Here is a 19,704-nt window from a genome sequence, read left to right on the forward strand (position 1 = left end):
TTACTGGCCCTCCCCATGGGCGATGCCCTGCACCACATCGAGCGCGCTGCGAACACCATCCTCATGAAAGCCGTTGTACCAGTAAGCGCCGCAGAACCAGCTACGCTGACGGCCATTAATCTCACCGCGCCGCGCCTGTGCCTGCCAGCTTTGCGGGTTAAACAGCGGATGCTCATAAACAAAGCGTTTCCAGACGTAGAGTTCATCAACGGGCGTGTCCGGGTTCAACGTTACGCAGAATAAAGGCGCTTCCTTTGGCAGCCCTTGCAGGATATTCATGTTGTAGGTCACGCACGCGCTGGCCTGATCCTGCTCACTCAGGCGGTAGTTCCAGCTTGCCCAGGCACGCTCACGTTGCGGGAGCCAGCGTCGGTCACTGTGCAAGACCACCTCGTTACGCTGCCAGCCGATACCGCCGAGAATCTCTGTTTCCGCAACCGTGGGATCGGCAAGTATCGCCAGCGCCTGTGCGGAGTGGCAGGCAAAAATAACGTGGTCAAACGTAGAGGTTGCATCGGCAAGTTGGATTTCCACCCCCTTATCGTGGCGGGTAACGCTCTGCACCGGCGTATTGAGATGCAGCGTCAGGCGATCGCCGAGTTTGGCGAGCATGGCGCGGATATACTCACGCGAACCGCCGGGTACCACATACCACTGCGGGCGATGGGTCACATCCAGCAGTCCATGATTCTCAAAGAAGCGCAAAAACAGCGGCAACGGGAAACGCCGCATCTCTTGCAGGGACGATGACCAGATGGCCGCCCCCATCGGCAGAATGTAATGGCGGGCAAAAAAGGCGCTGAACCGGTGCTCATCGAGAAAGCTTTGCAGTGTGGCTTTCTCATCTACCTTGCCCGCGAGAGCCTGTTTTGCCTGGCGGTTAAAACGCACGATATCGCTGAGCAGATGCCAGAAAGATGGGTTAATGAGATTTCGGCGATGGGCAAACAGCGAAGCAAGGGTGTGACCGTTATACTCCAGCCCACTTTGCGGATTGTGGACGGAAAAACTCATTTGCGTCTTCTGTCCGGCGATACCCAGTTCGCTGAGCAGCCCCATAAAACGCGGGTAGGTGCGATCGTTGTAGACGATAAAACCGGTATCAATGGCCCATCTCCCCTGTGGGGTAGTGACATCCACTGTAGCCGTATGCCCGCCGGGCGTGGCTTGTGCTTCAAATAGTGTCACCTTGTGATGACCGGCGAGCCGCCATGCACAGGTCAGCCCGGCAATGCCGCTACCAATAATTGCAATGTTCATGGCCGTACCATCCTGCGTAAGAATGCCCGCTGCACAACGGCGGGAAGAGAGGAGAGCGAGCGCAACAGCAACCCAAAAGCGCCCGGAAATGCGATATGTGTTTTGCCCTTTGCGAGACCGCGACGAATCGCCGTTACCGCCTGCCCGACGCTCACCTGACCAGGCATAGAAAAGTCGTTTTTACGGGTCAGCGGGGTGTCGACAAAGCCCGGCGAAACCACGGTGACAGCGATCCCTTTCGGCTCCCAGTCCAGGCGCAAACTGTCAGCAAACCAACTGAGCGCAGCTTTTGACGCGCCATAGGCTTCGGCACGGGGAAATGGCAGCCAGTGCGCCATCGAACTGACCAGCACAACGCGACTTCCGGGTTTAAGCTGTGTCTGGAGCGCGGCAAGACAGTTCACCGGGCCAAGAAAATTGGTGCTCATCACCCGTTCGACAAGAGCGGCATCCACCACCCCATGATCCAGATATTCGCAGGTGCCCGCACAGAGAATAACCAGATCGGCATGACAATCGGCCAGCGCCTGGCGACTAGCGTCCCTGCCTGTCATATCGAACAGGCGCACGCTAATGTTGGGGCTGAATTGTTGTAATGCCTCAAGACGCGATGGATCGCGCCCGCAGGCAATGACGAGGTAGCCATCGGCGGCGAAGGATTTAGCAAGCCCCTCGCCAATACCCGAACTGGCACCCGTGATAAGCACCGTTTTCATGCGCGAACCCTCTTTTTCACACCGCGGACCGCCCAGCCCAGAACGGGAAGATGCTCATACAGCATCTCCCCGGCGTCGTAATAATCACGCTGATGTAAGACATGCTCCCCCTGCACTTCCACGACCGAGCAGCCTGGCAGCGTGAGGGGTTCGTTGCCACGGATATGCGGATGCGACCAGTGCATGGTCCAGGTCACCGCAAAACGCTGACCATCACAAAGCGGGGGATCAATAGCGAAACGGCACTGTTCAACATTTGCCAGTAGATGGGTGAAGTAACGATGGATAGCAACGAATCCGTGATGCTCGCCAAACGGATCCTGCAACACAGCATCGGGATGATAGAGCGCGCTCAGCGCCGAAGGCGGCTGGCTGTCCAGTTCAGCGTAGTAATGAACAAACCGATCAATGACGGACTGCATGGTGCTCATGGGTCTTACCCTTTCCGTTGACAAAACGCGGCTATCGCCTGATCTAAAACTTACACAATTAATTATATTTGTCCAAGTTTTGTTGCGTAAATATTTTATAACCCTTAAATATCAAGAGATTAAATGTGATTAATTTTTATGCTTAATTTGAGAAAAAGGCGTAAGCGTCCAGGTCGCTATGCAGCGACCATGAACACAAGCAGAAGAGAGGATCTAGAGGGTAATAACGTCGAGAGAATTGACCTGCGATTGCCACAGTTCAATCTGTTTTTTACGCGCGGCCGATAACTTACCGCTGGTGACCAGCAACCATTTTCTTGTCGGCAAAATCTCCGGTGCCAGCATAGCTGGCGGAACCGGAAGGATATCGATGCGATGCCCCTGCCCGGTCAGCCGAAGCGCTTCAAGCCAGATTTCACAAGGGTCGGTCAGATGCCAGCCGGTGATAAGATAATTATCGCCTGGCGCGCGCTTATCCCCTTCAAGGCAAAACGAGGTGTAGGAGATAATAATGCCGTCGAGGATTTCACGTAGCGTCATCATTGCCGCAATATTGGCGGACATTTTACTGCGCAACGGGCGCAACACTTCCGTGACCAGTTCCGGGCGAGGATATTCGCGTCCGGAGTCGTAAATAAGCTGTCGCAGAGAGTCAATCTTCCCCTCTTTCAGCCGTGAAAGCATATTCTCTTGCAGGGTGACCCAGTTGTTCGTTCGCCGCATCTCTGGCCTTGCCAGCAGCGGTTTAACCTGGCTAACAGGCACCCCTTTTTTCACCCAGTCGAGAATTTTAAGCGCCTGTTGCACGTCGTCATCATTGTAAAGCCGATGCCCACCTTCCGTGCGCATCGGTTTGAGCAGACCGTAGCGGCGCTGCCAGGCGCGTAGTGTGGTCGCCGTTATCCCGCAAAGCCGGGCAAATTCGCCAATGGAATAAGTCATAGTACGCTCAAAGAAATAAACTCTTCTTACTATACTACGGATAAATCCCCCTCGCAGGATAGCGAGTAAGATCAGGCGCCTGGCGTTTCGGATGAGGGGGATGAAAACACGTCCATGATCGAATGTGTTAAGCGTTCATCCGGGCGCTAACAGGCCACGCTTTTTGACGTTAACCACCGGGTTACGGTGCTGACGCCTGCGGGCATTTGCAGTATACTCCCGCCTTTCATAATCAACACCCGGACGCGGCCTGCCCTTATGTGCCGCGTCATCAATGTAAGGTATCCCGGTGAATATTCAGGCTCTACTCTCAGAAAAAGTCGGTCAGGCGCTCATTGCCGCAGGTGCGGATGCGGATTGCGAACCGCAGGTCCGCCAGTCTGCAAAAGTCCAGTTCGGCGATTATCAGGCTAATGGCGTGATGGCAATTGCCAAAAAATTGGGCATGGCACCGCGACAACTGGCCGAGAAGGTACTGACTCATCTCGATCTCAGCGGGATCGCCAGCAAAGTGGAAATCGCCGGGCCTGGTTTTATCAATATCTTCCTGGCCCCGGAGTTTCTGGCAGACCAGGTAAGCCTGGCGTTGCAGTCCGACCGTCTGGGCATCACGAAGCCGCAGGCACAAACCATCGTTGTCGATTATTCAGCGCCGAACGTGGCGAAAGAGATGCATGTTGGCCACCTGCGCTCAACCATCATCGGCGATGCATCCGTGCGAACCCTGGAGTTCCTCGGTCATAACGTGATCCGCGCGAACCACGTGGGTGACTGGGGTACCCAGTTCGGTATGCTGATTGCCTGGCTGGAGCTGCAACAGCAGCAAAACGCGGGTGAAATGGCGCTGGCGGATCTTGAAGGTTTCTACCGCGAAGCCAAAAAGCATTACGACGAAGATGAAGCTTTCGCCGAGCGCGCCCGTAGCTACGTCGTGAAACTGCAAGGTGGCGATGAATATTTCCTGCAGATGTGGCGCAAACTGGTCGACATTACCATGACCCAGAACCAGATGACCTATGACCGCCTGAACGTTACCCTGACGCGTAAAGACGTGATGGGCGAAAGCCTCTATAACTCAATGCTGCCGGGGATCGTGGCCGATCTGAAAGCCAAAGGGCTGGCAGTGGAGAGCGAAGGCGCAACCGTGGTGTTCCTGGACGAGTTCAAGAACAAAGAAGGCGAGCCGATGGGTGTGATCATCCAGAAGAAAGATGGCGGCTACCTCTATACCACCACCGACATTGCCTGTGCCAAATACCGTTATGAAACGCTGCATGCAGACCGTGTGCTGTACTACATCGACTCCCGCCAGCATCAGCACCTGATGCAGGCCTGGACTATCGTGCGTAAGGCCGGTTATATACCGGAGTCTGTTTCTCTCGAACACCATATGTTCGGCATGATGCTGGGTAAAGACGGCAAGCCGTTCAAAACCCGTGCGGGCGGCACGGTGAAACTGGCTGATCTGCTTGATGAAGCGCTGGAGCGTGCCCGTCGTCTGGTGGCCGAGAAGAACCCGGATATGCCAGCAGACGAGCTGGAAAAACTGGCTAATGCCGTAGGTATCGGCGCGGTGAAATACGCGGATCTTTCCAAAAGCCGTACCACCGATTATGTCTTCGACTGGGACAATATGCTGGCGTTTGAAGGTAACACCGCGCCATATATGCAATACGCCTATACCCGCGTGCTGTCGGTGTTCCGTAAAGCAGAGGTCGACGAAAGCGCCCTTCTCGCCGCGAAGGTGGTGATCAGCGAAGATCGCGAAGCCCAGTTGGCCGCACGCCTGATGCAGTTTGAAGAGACGTTGAATGTGGTTGCCCGTGAAGGGACACCGCACGTGATGTGTGCCTATCTGTACGATTTGGCGGGCCTGTTCTCTGGCTTCTATGAACATTGTCCGATTCTGAGCGCCGGGAATGAAGAAGTCCGCAACAGCCGTCTGAAACTGGCGCTACTGACCGCGAAGACCCTGAAACTGGGTCTGGATACGCTCGGTATCGAAACCATCGAACGTATGTAAATCGACGGTCTGTAAAAAAACCCGGCAAATGCCGGGTTTTGTTTTATATCGCCATGCATGATAAAGACCCCCTCAGCCCCCAAGGCTGAGGAATCGCCACAAAAATTCGAGCACGAACGGTCCCCTCTCCTCTTTGGGGAGAGGGCCAGGGTGAGGGGAAAATGCGGCTCTGATGGTCATTCCGTTCACCTTATGTTCCTTGCTTTTCTGTCGCGACAGAACCCGTGAACGGGTAAAGGGGAACACCGCGTTCCCCTTTATAATCCCCACGGCCCCGCGAAGAAAGCGGTGCTTCGCGCTGTGTTCGCCTCCCGCCCCGCTGCCTGCGGTCGGGAAAAAGGGTCAGCCCTGGCTAAAAAGGTCGAAAACGTTCACAGCATCTACCGCCCGCACCAAAGGTAGCCCCGGCAAGCTTCGCGCCGCGGGGAAGCTTAGAAATACTTACGCAGATACTCGGTCAGACACAGCATCGCCATGGCCTGACCATACGGCATAGAAGTCAGCGGGATCTGGCGGTAGAAATCGAGATTGCTGCCCATACCGGTACCGAATGAGACCTGCAGCAATTCGCCTTCAGGTGAGATATTCTTCACCACCGCTTTGATCGCTTTCTCAGCAACCTGCGCATATTCCTGGCCAACATAACGCTTACGTACCGCTTTCAGAATACCGTAGGCAAAACCGGCGGTTGCCGACGCCTCAAGATAGGATGTCGGATCGTCGAGCAGCGTATGCCACAGCCCGCTGTCGTCCTGGCATTTCGCCAGCGCAGCGATTTGTGCGTTCAACACCTGTACCAGATAACGGCGTACCGCATTGTTTGCCGGTAAATCCACCAGCTCCAGGAAATCCGGGATGACGATGGTCAGCCAGCTATTGCCGCGCGCCCAACGGGCATGCGCGAAGTTATGGCAACCTTCGTAGTTCCAGCCGTGGAACCACAGGCCTGTCTCCCTATCCATCAGGTTCTGCACATGCAGCAGGAACTGATAGGTCGCCTCTTCCACATACTCAGGACGGTTAAGCAGTTTACCGATTTTCGCCAGCGGCAGAACAGTCATCATCAGGGTGTCATCCCACATCTGCTGATGGTTCTCTTCTGCCAGAGTGATGTGTTGCATACCGCCGTGATCCGTACGCGGCATCTCATTCATCGCCCACTCAGCCCAAGTCTCCAGCCACGGCAGGAAAGCTGGATTCCGGGTCTCTTCATAGCGATACGCCAGCGTCAGAAACGGTGCCATGGTGTTTACGTTCTTGGTCGTCGCGCCTTCGGCAAAACGGTCAGCGAACCAGCTATCAATCACGTCACGCACCGTCTGGTCACCCGTCTGCTGGTAATACTGATACATACCGTACAGACCGACGCCGTGGGTCCATTCCCAGCCCGCCCAACCTTTGGTGTCAATCACACGCCCGTCGTCAAGCCGCAGTAAAAACTCGCCGGTGGTGTCGTGAATATTGACCAGATTATGCGTGATCTTCTGAATCAATGATTTCAGCTCGTCGCGGGCGATAAAACGCTCTGGCTGACAAAGTAACGGGCTATGTTTGACAGGCCAAACCTTCATATTCTTAACCTCAGTTGTAAGTCGATTTCAGTGACGCGTTTTCTTTCAGGGAAGGCGCGGCAGGTTTATTACGATTCAGATAGCCGATATTGTTGTTGCCCCACAGGGACTCAAACGGCATGCCGGCCAGCATCTCAACGGTGGCACGCGCTTGCGGCGTTGCGCTTTCCGGAATAACACGACCGGACTCACGCATTTTGGCCGTCTCTTCACGCAGAACGCTGTGAGTTTTCAGGTTCAGTTTGAAACGCAGAGAGACCAGGAAACCGCAGGCCAGCACCAGCAACGTACCGAAGCACATGATCATCAGGATGGTATGGCTCACTTCCGGCACCTGCGTTTTCTGGCCGGAGACAAACCCGGATGCCTGCATCACAATCCCCACCAGCATGACCGCACCGGCCTGAGAGGCTTTCCGGGTCAGGGTCATGATGCCCGCGAAGATCCCTTCCCGGCGCTGGCCGGTAACCACTTCATCGATATCCGCGATATAGGTATAGGTGTTCCACGGTACGTAGTTGATACCACCACGGCCCAGACCGGCAACGGCAGACACCAACAGCAACAAGGCATAGATGTCGCTCAGGCCCGCCCAGTAGAGGATGGCGAAAGATGCCGCGCTCAGACCAAACAGCACCACCACCATGCGATAAGACGGCGCCGGTCCAAAACGGATGCACAGCGGGATCATGGCGATAACGGCGATAAACTGGAAGATAGCCATGGTGCCCAGCAAGTTAGACGCGACAGACGCTTCCTGCATCAGAACGAAAACAACATAGTAGGTAAAGACGGCGTTAAAGACGTCCTGTGCGATATAGCCGCCCAGGTACATCCCCAGGTGCTGGCGGAAAATCTTAATGCGCAGCGTTGAGCTCAGTTCAACAAACAGGCGACGCAGGCTCTGCCCCAGCGTCAGGTGTTTTTTCTCAGCTTCGGCGCGCAGCGCCGCTTCGGTCCACGCTTCACGCGGACGCTCCCAGGTAAAGCACCAGACAAAAGTCAGCATCAGCGCGCACAGTACAGAGAACACCAGGCTTGCGTAGAAGAAAGAGATTGGGTTGTCTTTACCGAAGTGGGCCAGCAGCAGACCCGGCAGGAACGAGGCGAGGATAGCGGACATCTGCGCCATCGAGATACGCGCGCCGGAGAATTTGGTTTTCTGTTTGAAATCATCGGTCATTTCCGGCACCAGCGTTTCGTACGGCACCAGGATCATGGTATAGACCACATCAAACAGCAGATATGTCAGCAGGTAATACCAGAAGCTCATGTCCCCTACCCACATAATGGAGTAGCTGAACACACAGGGGATACCTAACAGGATAAAGAACTTACGGCGACCAAAGCGTTTACCCAGCCAGGTCGAGCCGAAGTTATCGGTTAAAAAGCCCATCAATGGACTTACCACCGCATCCAGTACCCTGGCAGCCGCAAAAATAAACGTCGCTTCGATAGGCGTCAGGCCACAGAACGTGGTGTAGAAATAGAGTAGCCATGCGGCGGTAAGTGCTGTCGTGCCCGCCCCCAGGAAGTCGCCCGAACCATAGGCGAGGTAGTTAACCAATCCAATTTTACGTGTTTTCATTGCCGTTAACCCTGTTTATTAGTGAGGGACCTCTGGCAATCCGGCTTCGCCAAAGGTAATGCTTACACGGCTAAAGTAAGAGTATGTGCTTTGGGATACCTTTCTGTTTCTGCCACGACTGGAAGGCAAATGGCAAAAATACAAAGAGTGCCGCAACGCGCTTCACTGATTTATAAAACAGTGTTTCTTTTGATTCAAAAGGCAGGGTCATAATTTGCGAGCCAGCCATCAGATTCCTGAGAAGAACGATGATGGCTGGTGAAAAGACGAGCGGCTAGCGGTAGTTAACGATAACCTGGATACTGCTAACATTGAGGGCAGGAATCAATCTTCCACCGCCGGGGACTTCCCAGATAAAGCGTAACGGCTCAATCGCGGGCACATCGGCGAAGGCGACAGTGGTTCCGCTCTGGGCGTCCAGTTGCACACAGCGTGTCTGGCTACACAAGCGTGTATTTAACCCCGCAGGCGTCGGGCCGATTAGCTCATAACGCCACGAAACTACCGTCATCAGGCCATTGACCGGCTGCGACGGGGCAAGAACACGCGATGACATGGCCTGCCCACGATTGCTGAGAATGACCCCGATATTGCTTGCCTGCCATGCGCCGTTTCCGGCGGCATGGACAAACAAAGGCAACGCGAGAAGTAACCCGGCAAGCTTACGCATTATTTGCCTCCGATGGTCGCCGTCATCCGAATCGGACGGTTATCTGACATTTCCATGTTCGACAACACCACCAGTTGTGGCAGGCTGCGACGCAAGAAGCGAGACAGCAACGGACGCAACGCATGGTTGACCAGCAGTACCGGCGGCGCGCCAAGCATCTCCTGACGCTGCAATGCTTCCTGGGTTTGCTCAAGTAAACGATCGGCAAGGCCCGGCTCCAGCCCACCGCCGCCTTGCAATGCTTGCAACAGCAGGCGTTCGAGCGGCGTATCAAGGCCAATAACCTGCACTTCGCCACTGCCAGGGAACCATTGCTGGGTAATCGCACGGCCCAGCGCCACGCGAACAACCGTGGTCAGTTCGTAGGGATCGGTTTGCAGCGGAGCGTGTTCTGCCAGCGTCTCCAGAATGGTGCGCATATCGCGGATCGGCACTTTTTCTGCCAGCAGGTTTTGCAGCACTTTATGCAGCGTTGTCAGCGTAACAACTCCCGGCACCAGATCTTCGGTGAGTTTCGGCATTTCCTGAGTCACGCAGTCAAGCAGTTGTTGCGCTTCCTGACGCCCAAACAGCTCCGGGGCAAACTGGCCGATCACGTGGTTCAGGTGCGTTGCGACAACCGTACTGGCCTCAACCACGGTGAAGCCCTGGATCTGCGCCTGCTCTTTGAGGGCGCTCTCAATCCAGATAGCCGCCAGGCCAAAGGCCGGATCGACAGTCTGTTCCCCTGGTAACGAACCTGCTGCGGTCCCCGGGTTAATCGCCAGCCAGCGCCCCGGATAGGCATCACCGCTCCCCACTTCCACCCCTTTCATCAGGATGCGGTAACGGGCTGGCGGCAAGTCCATGTTGTCACGAATATGCACCACCGGCGGCAGGAACCCCATGTCCTGGGCGAATTTTTTACGAATACTGCGGATACGCCCCAACAGTTCGCCATCCTGCTGGAAATCCACCATCGGAATCAGGCGATAGCCCACTTCCATGCCCAGTGAATCTTCAAGTTGCACATCATTCCAGGTGGCTTCCACCGCCTGGTTATTTTCTGGCATCTTGATTGGCGTCGCTTCCGCCGGCGCCTTCTCTTCTTTACCGCGCAGCCACCAGGCCAGCGCCAGCAGACCCACGGTGAAAAGCAGGAAGACAAAGTTCGGCATACCTGGGACCAGGCCAAACAGACCCAGTACCGCGGCACTGAGCACCATTACGCGTGGGTTAGTAAACAACTGGCTAACAATCTGCTGACCGACGTCTTCATCGTTTGCCACGCGTGTCACAATAACACCCGCTGCGGTGGAGATAACCAGCGCCGGGATCTGTGCCACCAGACCATCACCGATGGTCAACAGGGTATAACTTTGCGCCGCATCGCCCATCGACAGGCCATGCTGCAACACCCCCACCAGCAGGCCGCCGATGACGTTGATAACCATGATCAGGATGCCCGCGATGGCGTCACCGCGCACAAACTTACTCGCACCGTCCATGGAGCCGTAGAAGTCAGCTTCCTGGGTCACATCGGAACGACGACGTTTCGCCTCATCTTCACCGATAAGCCCGGCGTTAAGGTCGGCGTCGATAGCCATCTGTTTACCCGGCATCCCGTCCAGTACAAAACGTGCGCCCACTTCCGCGATACGCCCCGCACCTTTGGTGATAACCATAAAGTTGATGATAACGAGGATGATGAACACCACGATACCGATGGCAAAGTTACCGCCAACAAGGAAGTGACCAAAGGCTTCAACCACCCTACCCGCCGCCGCCGTGCCGGTATGGCCTTCCAACAGAATGATACGGGTAGAGGCAACGTTCAGCGCCAGGCGCAGCAACGTGGTAAACAGCAATACGGTGGGAAATGCCGCGAACTCGAGGGTTTTCTGGGTGAACATCGCCACCAGAAGCACCATAATCGAGAGCGCAATGTTGAAGGTAAAAAGCAGGTCGAGCACGAATGCCGGCAACGGCAAAACCATCATCGACAGAATCAACAAAATCAGCAGGGGTCCCGCCAGAATTTGCCATTGTGTTGATTTCAGGTTGCCAGGCAGACGCAACATTGCCACCAGATTAGCCATCAGTGTCCTTCTCGTTCATAAAATCCAGCGACTCTGGCACTGGGAGATTTTCAGGTCTTGCCGGGCGTTTGCCCCCGGCAAGCTTCCAGCGTTTCAATTGCCATACCCAGGCTAAAACCTCAGCCACGGCCGAGTAAAGCTGGCCAGGGATCTGCTGACCGATTTCAGCATGGCGGTACAGGGCGCGCGCCAGCGGCGGCGCCTCAAGGATCGGAATACGGTTTTCGCTGCCAATTTCACGAATACGCAGCGCAATCAAACCAGAACCCTTCGCAATCACTTTTGGCGCACTCATTTTATTCTCGTCATATTGCAGTGCGACGGAGTAGTGCGTCGGGTTCGTTACAATCACATCGGCTTTCGGCACATCTGCCATCATACGACGGCGCGCCGCGGCACGTTGTAGCTGGCGGATACGCCCCTTAACATGCGGGTCACCCTCCTGCTGTTTAAATTCATCACGGATATCCTGTTTGGACATGCGCAATTTTTTCAGGTGGCTGTAGATCTGCCAGAAGACGTCAAATCCCACCATCGGGATTATCGATAGCACGACCAACAGGCAACACATCCCGGCCAGATTCAGCGCGCTGGCCATCGCAGTGACCGGTGCCTCCATCATCAGGCGCATGATTTCCGGCCATTTATACCACAGATAAAAGGCGGCCACGCTGCCCATCAGGGCCGTTTTCATAATGGCCTTGACCAGCTCTGCCACGACCTGCGCCGAAAACAGGCGCTTAATTCCACTCAACGGGTTAATTTTAGAAAAATTGAACTGTATCGATTTTCCGCTTAACACCAGGCCACCCAGTGCCGGGGGAGCAGCCAGCGCCACCAGCACCACACCTGCCACCAGCGGTAACAGCGCCAGCGCAGTATTTTTGAGCAACGCGATCAGATGCCCAAGGATCATTTTTTGGTCATTGATAATGCCATGATCAAAACGTAATCCCGACGACATGATGCCCGACAGTTTGCGGGCAAACGCATCCCCACCCATCCAGAGCACGCCCACCCCAACAAAGAGCATCAATATTGATGTCAGCTCTTTCGATCGGGGAACTTGCCCTTCCTCACGGGCCTTCTCTTTTCGGTGGGGTGTGGGGGCTTCTGTTTTGTCGTCGCTATCGTCTGCCACGGCTCAAATCCACGGGTAGATGTTTGATGACATAATGCCAGAGTCAAGTCGGTCTAATGGGCAGAGTAAGGCATAAAAACACGGGGTTTTCGCGATTTGAGAAAAGGAAAAGTGCATGTACTTATCCGCCAACGATATACTACCGCGTGGGTCAGAAAAGCTGCTTTTGCAGCGTATGCCTATAAAAAAGATATAAAACGTAATTAACACAGGGATGATAACCATGCTGTTCAATCAGGAGCAGAGACGTCATCACACAATGATGTGTCTCGCAGCAGTACTGATTTATCATTGTTTTTTCTTTATTGTGGCACTGCTGCCCAATTATGCCGCGCTCTATCATTCAGGTTTTGCTGCGCTATTTGTCGGCCTGGCCGTGAGCTTGCCGTGCACACTCCTGCTCTGGCGATACTACAACCATCACTACCCTTTTATGCCGTTGGGGCAATTTAACCCCGGTTATTTCGCATTGGGCTTACTGGCTATTATCGCACTCAATATTGTCTGGCAGTTTTTGGGGATCGAAGAAGAGTGGGTTGCATCGCTAAAGAACTACTCGGTTTCTGCGCGTTGGGGTCTGGCGTTCGCCATTTGTTTTATTGCCCCGTTTTGTGAAGAGGTGATTTTTCGCGGCTTCTTACTCAACGCCTTTCTGCGCTGGGGACGCTTTACCAGGCAGCAGAGCATCGTGGTGACTTCGGTAGCCTTTGCGCTTATGCATACGCAATACCACGCGCCAGCCACCTTTATCTGGCTGTTTACTTTTTCGGCTCTGCTTTGCGTGGTAAGAATGTCATCCGGTGGGCTACTGCTGCCAATGCTGCTACATATGCTCAATAACACCGCCTCATTTTCCTTGTCCACGATGAGCTAAAAAAATGGGAAGCATTGCTGCTTCCCGTTTTATCAGTATGGCTCAGTGCAAGAGCATCAGAAACCGAGACTGTCGAGCAGATCGTCAACCTGATCCTGGCTTGCCACCACGCCCGCTTTCGTCGCATCAAGCTGCGGCCCATTGAGCAGACTTTCGTTTTCACGTTTCGGACGCGCAGACTGATCGGGAATGTTTTCGATCAGCACCATCAGAAGCTGTCGTTCAATTTCCTGAATCACATCCATCATACGCTTGATAACCTGACCGGTAAGGTCCTGGAAATCCTGCGCCATCATGATGTCTAACAGTTGCGCGTTGGTGAAGCTGGTGTGGCCCGGCACATCCCCGAGGAATTTACGGGTGTCGGTCACCAGTTCACGGGCATCTTTCAGCTCGATAGGATTTTCAAACCACTCATCCCAACGCTTGGACAGGGATTTGGCCCCTTTTTCCATCGCATCCTGATGCGGTTGCGACGCCTCGACGCTATTGAGTGCGCGTTCAGCCGCCTGCGCGGTCATCTGCACCACGTAATCAAGACGATCACGGGCATCAGGAATGGCTTCCGCCGCTTCAGCAATCGCCTGATCCAATCCCAATTCACGTAAACTGTCACGCAGCATACGTGTCAGGCTACCGATACGGGCAATGATATCGCTGGCTGAATGTTCTTCCGTAGGTTTAATTGAAGGTTGAATCATCGTCCAGTCCTCACATGCCGAGTTTCTCGAAAATCTTACCGAGTTTCTCTTCCAGGGTTGCAGCAGTGAAAGGTTTCACTACATAGCCGCTCGCGCCAGCCTGAGCCGCCGCGATAATGTTTTCTTTTTTCGCTTCTGCCGTGACCATCAGTACCGGCAGCGAAGACATGTTGCCGTCAGCACGAATCGTCTTAAGCAGTTCCAGTCCGTCCATGTTCGGCATGTTCCAGTCGGAAATGACGAAACCAAAACCACCGGTCTGGAGTTTGTTCAGCGCGTCAACGCCGTCTTCGGCTTCCTCGACGTTGTTGAACCCCAGCTCTTTTAACAGGTTGCGCACGATACGACGCATCGTGGAAAAGTCGTCGACAACCAGAAATTTGAGCTCTTTATCCGCCATAAAACATCACTCCTCGTTAAATACGTATTGCCTGTCCGGCACTAATTTTTGCCAACATCTGCTGGCTTACCTGGCTAAGATCGACCACTTCGCTGACGCCACCCATATTGATAGCTTCGCGCGGCATGCCGAACACCACACAACTTGCCTCATTTTGTGCAATGGTCCAGGCTCCAGCCTGGTGCATCGCTAACATTCCGGCCGCACCGTCATTGCCCATACCGGTGAGGATAACCCCCACGGCATTGCGCCCGGCGTATTTCGCGACCGAATGAAACAGTACGTCCACAGCGGGACGGTGACGGTTCACCGGCGGCCCATCGTGGATCTTAATCTGATAGTTTGCCCCGCTACGCGCCAGCTCCATATGCTTGTCGCCCGGCGCAATATACGCATGTCCTGGCAGGACACGCTCACCATCTTCCGCCTCTTTCACGGTAATCTGGCACAGCTTATTCAGGCGTTCGGCAAACGAACGTGTGAACCCTGGCGGCATGTGCTGCGTAATAAGAATACCCGGACTTGACAGCGGCAATGGCTGGAGTACATGACGAATTGCCTCTGTTCCTCCGGTTGAAGCGCCAATGGCCAGTAATTTTTCCGAACTTAACAACGGACCAGACTTCAACGCTGCCGGGGCTGCCGACATGGGTTTATGTGCCGCAAGGCGCGCGCGCGAGGCGGTACGCACTTTTTCGGCGATCATTTCGCTGTAGGCCAGCATCCCTTCGCGAATACCGAGCTGGGGTTTAGTGACGAAATCAATCGCCCCTAACTCCAGCGCACGCAGCGTCACTTCTGAGCCTTTTCCCGTCAGGGAAGAAACCATCACGACTGGCATCGGACGCAGGCGCATCAGTTTTTCCAGGAAATCCAGACCGTCCATCCGCGGCATTTCCACATCAAGCGTCAGCACATCAGGGTTAAATTTTTTAATTAAATCCCGTGCAACCAACGGATCCGGCGCCGTCGCCACCATTTCCATATCGCTGTGGCTATTGATAATTTCGGTCATGATTTGGCGCATCAATGCAGAATCATCGACGGACATTACCCTGATTTTACTCATGCTTTATCCTTACTCAGCGCGTAAACGGTTTGACCACGCAGGCTAAACTCACGCACAAGGTTGCTGAAATTCTCCGAATGCCCGGCAAAAAGTAGTCCGTCAGGCTTAAGCAATGGTGCAAAACGATGCAAGATATCCTGCTGCGTCGTTTTATCAAAATAAATCATTACGTTACGGCAAAAAATCGCGTCAAACGGTCCAGGGACGTTATATTGTTTATCGAGCAAATTCACCGAAGTGAAATCAACATAATTCGACAGTTCCTGACGCACGCGCACCAGACCGGCATGGGGCCCGGTTCCGCGCATGAAGTAACGCTGTAGCTGTTGCGGCGACAGCGTTTTCAATTCATCCTGGCGATAGACACCGTTACGGGCTTTTTCCAGCACTTCGGTATCAATATCGCTGGCAATTACCTTGAAACGACCCGGCGCCATACCGAGTGCATCTGCCAACGTAATCGCAATGGAATACGGCTCTTCACCAGTCGACGCCGCAGCACTCCAGACGCGATACTCGCCGGTACGCTTACGGGCATGCTCCGCAAGGACCGGGAAGTGGTGAGCTTCCCGGAAAAATGCCGTGAGGTTAGTGGTCAGCGAGTTTATAAAAGCCTGCCACTCGGCGCTATTTTGGTTCGCTTCCAGCATGCTCAGGTAGCGACCAAAATCATCCAGCCCAAGGGTGCGTAAACGACGAACAAGACGGTTATAGACCATGTCCCGCTTGTGGTCGGCGAGCACGATCCCTGCGCGTTGATAAATCAACTGACATATTCGACGAAAATGCGCGTCAGACAGCGCAAGACGCTGAGTCATCTGTTGCATGAGTGATGACGTTTGCCCAGTAGGCATTGATGATGTCATAGCGCCTTCTCATTCTGATTTAGGATACAACCGGCACTCCTTTGGGGAGTACCGCGTCTGATGTAACGACATGTTCTTCTAACTTAAACACAGCCACCAGAGAGGTCAGATGATCTGCCTGATGCGCTAACTGATCGGTTCCCGCGGCGGCTTCTTCAACGAGCGCCGCATTCTGTTGGGTCACCTGATCCATCTGGCTTACTGCCAGTGCGACCTGCTCAATACCCCGGCGCTGTTCATCCGAAGCAGAGGCAATTTCGCCCATAATATCGTTCACCTGGGTGACAGAGTGGACGATCTCCATCATGGTTTTCGCAGAGGTATCCACCAGCGCAGATCCCTGCTCAACGCGTGAAACCGACTCTTCGATAAGGCCTTTGATCTCTTTGGCAGCCTGCGCGCTTCGGCTGGCGAGGTTACGCACCTCCCCGGCCACCACAGCGAAACCACGTCCCTGCTCACCTGCCCGCGCCGCTTCTACCGCCGCGTTCAACGCCAGAATATTGGTCTGGAAAGCGATACCGTCAATCACGCTGATAATATCGCCAATCTTTTGCGAACTGGCGGCGATCTCATGCATAGTGCTTGCCACATTCGACGCCTGCTGCCCGCCTTTACGCGCCGTTTCCGCCGCGCTCTGTGCCAGACCAGATGCCTGACGGGCGTTATCGGCGTTTTGTCCCACGGTCGCCGTTAACTGTTCCATGCTGGCCGCCGTTTGCGCCAGCGACGCCGCCTGTTGCTCGGTACGCGCCGACAGGTCGTTGTTGCCTTCGGCAATCTCCGAGATACCGGTATGCATCGCGTAGCTGCCGTGACGCACCTCGGTCACGGTAGAACGCAGCGCGGTCTGCATTTTTTTGAGGCTGGCAAAAATGGCCGAAATTTCATTTTTACCCACTACCGCAATCGGTCGGGCCAGATTGCCCTCGGAAATACTCTCAAAGTGACTACTGACAATGGCCAGCGGCTGAACAATCATCTTGCGCGACCACCACAGCGCCGCCGACGTCAGCAACGCCGCCAGAACGACCACCACGGCGAAAATCACCGCTGAGCGCTGGTAATTGCTTTGACCCTCTGCCTTAGCAGTCTCCACAAAGTGGTTAATATGCTGCTGCCAGGCCGTAAAGTTTTTATCAAATACATCCTGCGACTGCTGAATCGGCGCCGACATAAAGTCGGATAGCTGGTTGCTTTCAAGCCACGCGGCCTGGTGTTCCAGATCGCCATGCCATGCCGTATAAGCCACTTTCGTTCCGTCCTGCAGACGCTTACCTTCATCGGTCAGCGCCGGGATACTCAGAAACTCATTAATACTGTTATCGGCATCTTTCAGATTATCTTTCGCCTGTTTCATTAGCGCTTTGATATCTTCCGGCGGATAACTCAGCGCCGTTAACGTACCGGCTTTATTCAATGATGTACTGGCTTGTAATAACCAGGCGCGGGTTTGCATCAATGCGTTGCGCTGGATGTTACTTTTTTCAACTTCTGATAAATGGGCGGTGCTTTGACGAAACGCCCAAAACGACAATCCGTTGCTCCCTACCTGCAAAATGCCACAAACGATCAAGATCAAAAAAAGTGTCGTAGAAATTCGAATACGGTTTAACATCAACGCTCCCATCAGGCGGCAAAGTGCCGCGGGTTAAAGCAGTTAAAAAGTTTCCCAGTTATCGTTTTGTCCGGTCGTTAGCTGACGGGCTCTGGAAGGAGCCGAAGTAATGGCTGCCGCCGGATTAAGCGGTCCTTGCGCGGTTTTTGTAGGGACAGAAGAGAGACGGAAAGTAGAAACCGCTTGCGTCAACCTGCTGGCTTGTTCTTCTAATGCAGCCGCAGCGGCGGCAGATTGTTGTACCAGCGAGGCGTTTTGCTGCGTGACGCGATCCATTTCGGATACCGCCAGCGCAACCTGGTCGATGCCACGGCTCTGTTCATCAGAGGCCGAAGCAATCTCACCCATAATGTCGTTTACACGGGTTACTGCACTGACGATATCACCCATCGTCTCACCGGCGCTTTCAACCAGTACCGAACCGGTATCCACGCGAGAGACAGAGTCTTCAATCAGCGCTTTGATTTCTTTTGCCGCCTGGGCGCTGCGGCTGGCAAGGTTACGCACTTCGCCAGCAACCACCGCAAAGCCACGACCCTGCTCACCGGCGCGGGCGGCTTCAACCGCCGCGTTGAGGGCAAGGATGTTGGTCTGGAAGGCAATACCGTCGATGACGCCGGTAATATCGGCAATTTTTTGCGAACTGGCGGCAATGTCATGCATGGTTTTCACCACGCCATCCACCACTTTACCGCCGCGTTCAGCGGTTTCGGAGGCGCTTTTCGCCAGTAGCGATGCCTGACGGGCGTTTTCGGCGTTCTGTTTCACCGTTGCGGTCAGCTCTTCCATACTGGCCGCCGTCTCTTCCAACGCCGAGGCTTGTTCTTCGGTACGGGATGACAGGTCATTGTTACCCGCGGCGATTTCGCTGGTGCCAGAATGAATAGCATCAGAACCGGCACGCACATTGGTTACCGTATCAATCAACGAGCGCTGCATATGGTCAACGCTTTGGGCCAGATCGGTAATCTCACTGCGCCCTTCAACCACCAGCGTATCGGTCAAATTGCCGCTGGCGATTTCACGAATGTGTTTAATGACGGCGGTCAACGGCGCCAGCAGAATGCGGCGAATGCCGTACCAGACCAACGCCAGCACAACGACCAGGGCCAGCGCGAGGGCCGCCATCTGCCATTTTGCAAAGTTATAATCACTCACGCTTTCGTCATAGGCTTTGCGATACAGCGATTCGCTTAACTGGGCATATTTGCCCATCGCATCACCGAGACCGTTTTGCATACCCTGCGTTGGCTGCGCAAAGTAGCCATCCATGTTGCCGCCTTCCAGAAACTGCACCAGTTCTGTCAGTCCGGCCGCATAGGTTTTATACTTTTCATCCAGCACCTGACGCGCCTCTTCCATCGCGGGTACCGATGGCATGGCACGGAAGGCATCGTAGTGTTTTGCCGCATCAGCCAGGCTGGATTTCGCGCTTTTTAATAAATCAGTTTTAGCGCTACTTTGTTGGTTGTTCGGATCCATCATCATACGCGCAGATGAACGGCTCAGGTTGATACGTGTTTGCAGCATCAGTTCCCAGGTTTTCGTCAGTTCGGTCTGTTGCATGCGCAGATCGTTGGAAACCGCAAAGCTTTGCTGATTTTGATTAAGAGAAGAGAATAAAAGCCCGCCCGAGAGCAACTGCAGCAGCGCAAACACTACCAGTACACTCATCAGCATTGTGACAACGCGAATACGGTTCAACATGCTACACCTTCCTGAAAACTTGTTAACGGTGTTATCGGCAAGGGGCTAT

At 54.3% G+C, this 19,704-nt stretch carries 18 protein-coding genes; 2 read left to right on the plus strand and 16 right to left on the minus strand.

The features are described 5' to 3' along the window. The 4 genes from MRY16398_RS18305 to MRY16398_RS18320 all read right to left on the minus strand — a co-directional run bounded on the left by MRY16398_RS18305 (position 1) and on the right by MRY16398_RS18320 (position 3,349). A complete protein-coding gene (locus MRY16398_RS18305; protein WP_125124974.1) occupies positions 1-1,260 on the minus strand; it encodes an NAD(P)/FAD-dependent oxidoreductase in 1,260 nt (419 codons plus the stop codon). Continuing rightward, positions 1,257-1,976 (minus strand): SDR family NAD(P)-dependent oxidoreductase, encoded by a 720-nt coding sequence (locus MRY16398_RS18310; RefSeq protein ID WP_110294758.1) that lies wholly within the window; start codon positions 1,974-1,976, stop codon positions 1,257-1,259. Before MRY16398_RS18310 ends, MRY16398_RS18305 begins: the two co-directional genes overlap by 4 nt. Further along, positions 1,973-2,407 carry a nuclear transport factor 2 family protein gene (locus MRY16398_RS18315; RefSeq protein ID WP_039078703.1) on the minus strand — a complete coding sequence of 145 codons (435 nt, stop codon included), beginning with the start codon at positions 2,405-2,407 and terminating at the stop codon, positions 1,973-1,975. The genes MRY16398_RS18310 and MRY16398_RS18315 overlap by 4 nt, the downstream gene beginning before the upstream one ends. A gap of 213 nt (positions 2,408-2,620) precedes the next feature. Next, positions 2,621-3,349 carry a MerR family transcriptional regulator gene (locus tag MRY16398_RS18320; protein WP_039078702.1) on the minus strand — a complete coding sequence of 243 codons (729 nt, stop codon included), beginning with the start codon at positions 3,347-3,349 and terminating at the stop codon, positions 2,621-2,623. 289 nt (positions 3,350-3,638) lie between these two features. On the opposite strand from MRY16398_RS18320, the gene argS reads away from it, so the two are divergent. After that, positions 3,639-5,372, plus strand: a complete 1,734-nt coding sequence (argS, locus tag MRY16398_RS18325; RefSeq protein WP_039078701.1) for an arginine--tRNA ligase — start codon at positions 3,639-3,641, stop codon at positions 5,370-5,372. Between the two features lie 431 nt (positions 5,373-5,803). On the opposite strand, the gene bglB is transcribed toward argS, so the two are convergent. The 6 genes from bglB to flhB all read right to left on the minus strand — a co-directional run bounded on the left by bglB (position 5,804) and on the right by flhB (position 12,420). Beyond that, a complete protein-coding gene (gene bglB, locus MRY16398_RS18330) occupies positions 5,804-6,943 on the minus strand; it encodes a beta-galactosidase BglB (RefSeq protein ID WP_079496736.1) in 1,140 nt (379 codons plus the stop codon). Positions 6,944-6,953: 10 nt separating this feature from the next. Then, positions 6,954-8,531 (minus strand): MFS transporter, encoded by a 1,578-nt coding sequence (locus MRY16398_RS18335; RefSeq protein WP_071194621.1) that lies wholly within the window; start codon positions 8,529-8,531, stop codon positions 6,954-6,956. Between the two features lie 70 nt (positions 8,532-8,601). After that, complete coding sequence (locus tag MRY16398_RS30670; RefSeq protein ID WP_172600610.1) at positions 8,602-8,760, minus strand: hypothetical protein; 159 nt, start codon at positions 8,758-8,760, stop codon at positions 8,602-8,604. Positions 8,761-8,805: 45 nt separating this feature from the next. Then, positions 8,806-9,201, minus strand: a complete 396-nt coding sequence (gene flhE, locus MRY16398_RS18340) for a flagellar protein FlhE (protein ID WP_039078698.1) — start codon at positions 9,199-9,201, stop codon at positions 8,806-8,808. Then, positions 9,201-11,279 (minus strand): flagellar biosynthesis protein FlhA, encoded by a 2,079-nt coding sequence (gene flhA, locus MRY16398_RS18345; protein ID WP_125124975.1) that lies wholly within the window; start codon positions 11,277-11,279, stop codon positions 9,201-9,203. Before flhA ends, flhE begins: the two co-directional genes overlap by 1 nt. Continuing rightward, a complete protein-coding gene (gene flhB / locus MRY16398_RS18350; RefSeq protein WP_110294754.1) occupies positions 11,272-12,420 on the minus strand; it encodes a flagellar biosynthesis protein FlhB in 1,149 nt (382 codons plus the stop codon). The genes flhA and flhB overlap by 8 nt, the downstream gene beginning before the upstream one ends. Before the next feature lie 223 nt (positions 12,421-12,643). Here flhB and MRY16398_RS18355 point away from each other — a divergent pair, with 223 nt between their 5' ends. Then, on the plus strand, positions 12,644-13,294 hold the full coding sequence (locus MRY16398_RS18355) for a type II CAAX endopeptidase family protein (RefSeq protein ID WP_071194623.1): 651 nt from the start codon (positions 12,644-12,646) through the stop codon (positions 13,292-13,294). Between the two features lie 56 nt (positions 13,295-13,350). On the opposite strand, the gene cheZ is transcribed toward MRY16398_RS18355, so the two are convergent. The 6 genes from cheZ to tar are packed head-to-tail and all read right to left on the minus strand — an operon-like array spanning position 13,351 to position 19,655. Next, on the minus strand, positions 13,351-13,995 hold the full coding sequence (cheZ, locus tag MRY16398_RS18360; protein WP_039078694.1) for a protein phosphatase CheZ: 645 nt from the start codon (positions 13,993-13,995) through the stop codon (positions 13,351-13,353). Between the two features lie 10 nt (positions 13,996-14,005). Beyond that, on the minus strand, positions 14,006-14,395 hold the full coding sequence (gene cheY / locus MRY16398_RS18365) for a chemotaxis response regulator CheY (protein ID WP_039078693.1): 390 nt from the start codon (positions 14,393-14,395) through the stop codon (positions 14,006-14,008). A 16-nt stretch (positions 14,396-14,411) separates the two neighbouring features. After that, positions 14,412-15,464, minus strand: a complete 1,053-nt coding sequence (locus MRY16398_RS18370; protein ID WP_039078692.1) for a protein-glutamate methylesterase/protein-glutamine glutaminase — start codon at positions 15,462-15,464, stop codon at positions 14,412-14,414. Beyond that, a complete protein-coding gene (gene cheR / locus MRY16398_RS18375; protein ID WP_039078691.1) occupies positions 15,461-16,330 on the minus strand; it encodes a protein-glutamate O-methyltransferase CheR in 870 nt (289 codons plus the stop codon). The genes MRY16398_RS18370 and cheR overlap by 4 nt, the downstream gene beginning before the upstream one ends. Before the next feature lie 19 nt (positions 16,331-16,349). Further along, on the minus strand, positions 16,350-17,948 hold the full coding sequence (gene tap / locus MRY16398_RS18380) for a methyl-accepting chemotaxis protein IV (protein ID WP_125124976.1): 1,599 nt from the start codon (positions 17,946-17,948) through the stop codon (positions 16,350-16,352). Between the two features lie 42 nt (positions 17,949-17,990). Further along, entirely contained in the window at positions 17,991-19,655 is a 1,665-nt protein-coding gene (gene tar, locus MRY16398_RS18385) for a methyl-accepting chemotaxis protein II (protein ID WP_125124977.1), read from the minus strand. Positions 19,656-19,704: the final 49 nt, after the last annotated feature.

Source organism: Phytobacter sp. MRY16-398 (assembly GCF_003925915.1).
Classification (GTDB): domain Bacteria; phylum Pseudomonadota; class Gammaproteobacteria; order Enterobacterales; family Enterobacteriaceae; genus Phytobacter; species Phytobacter diazotrophicus.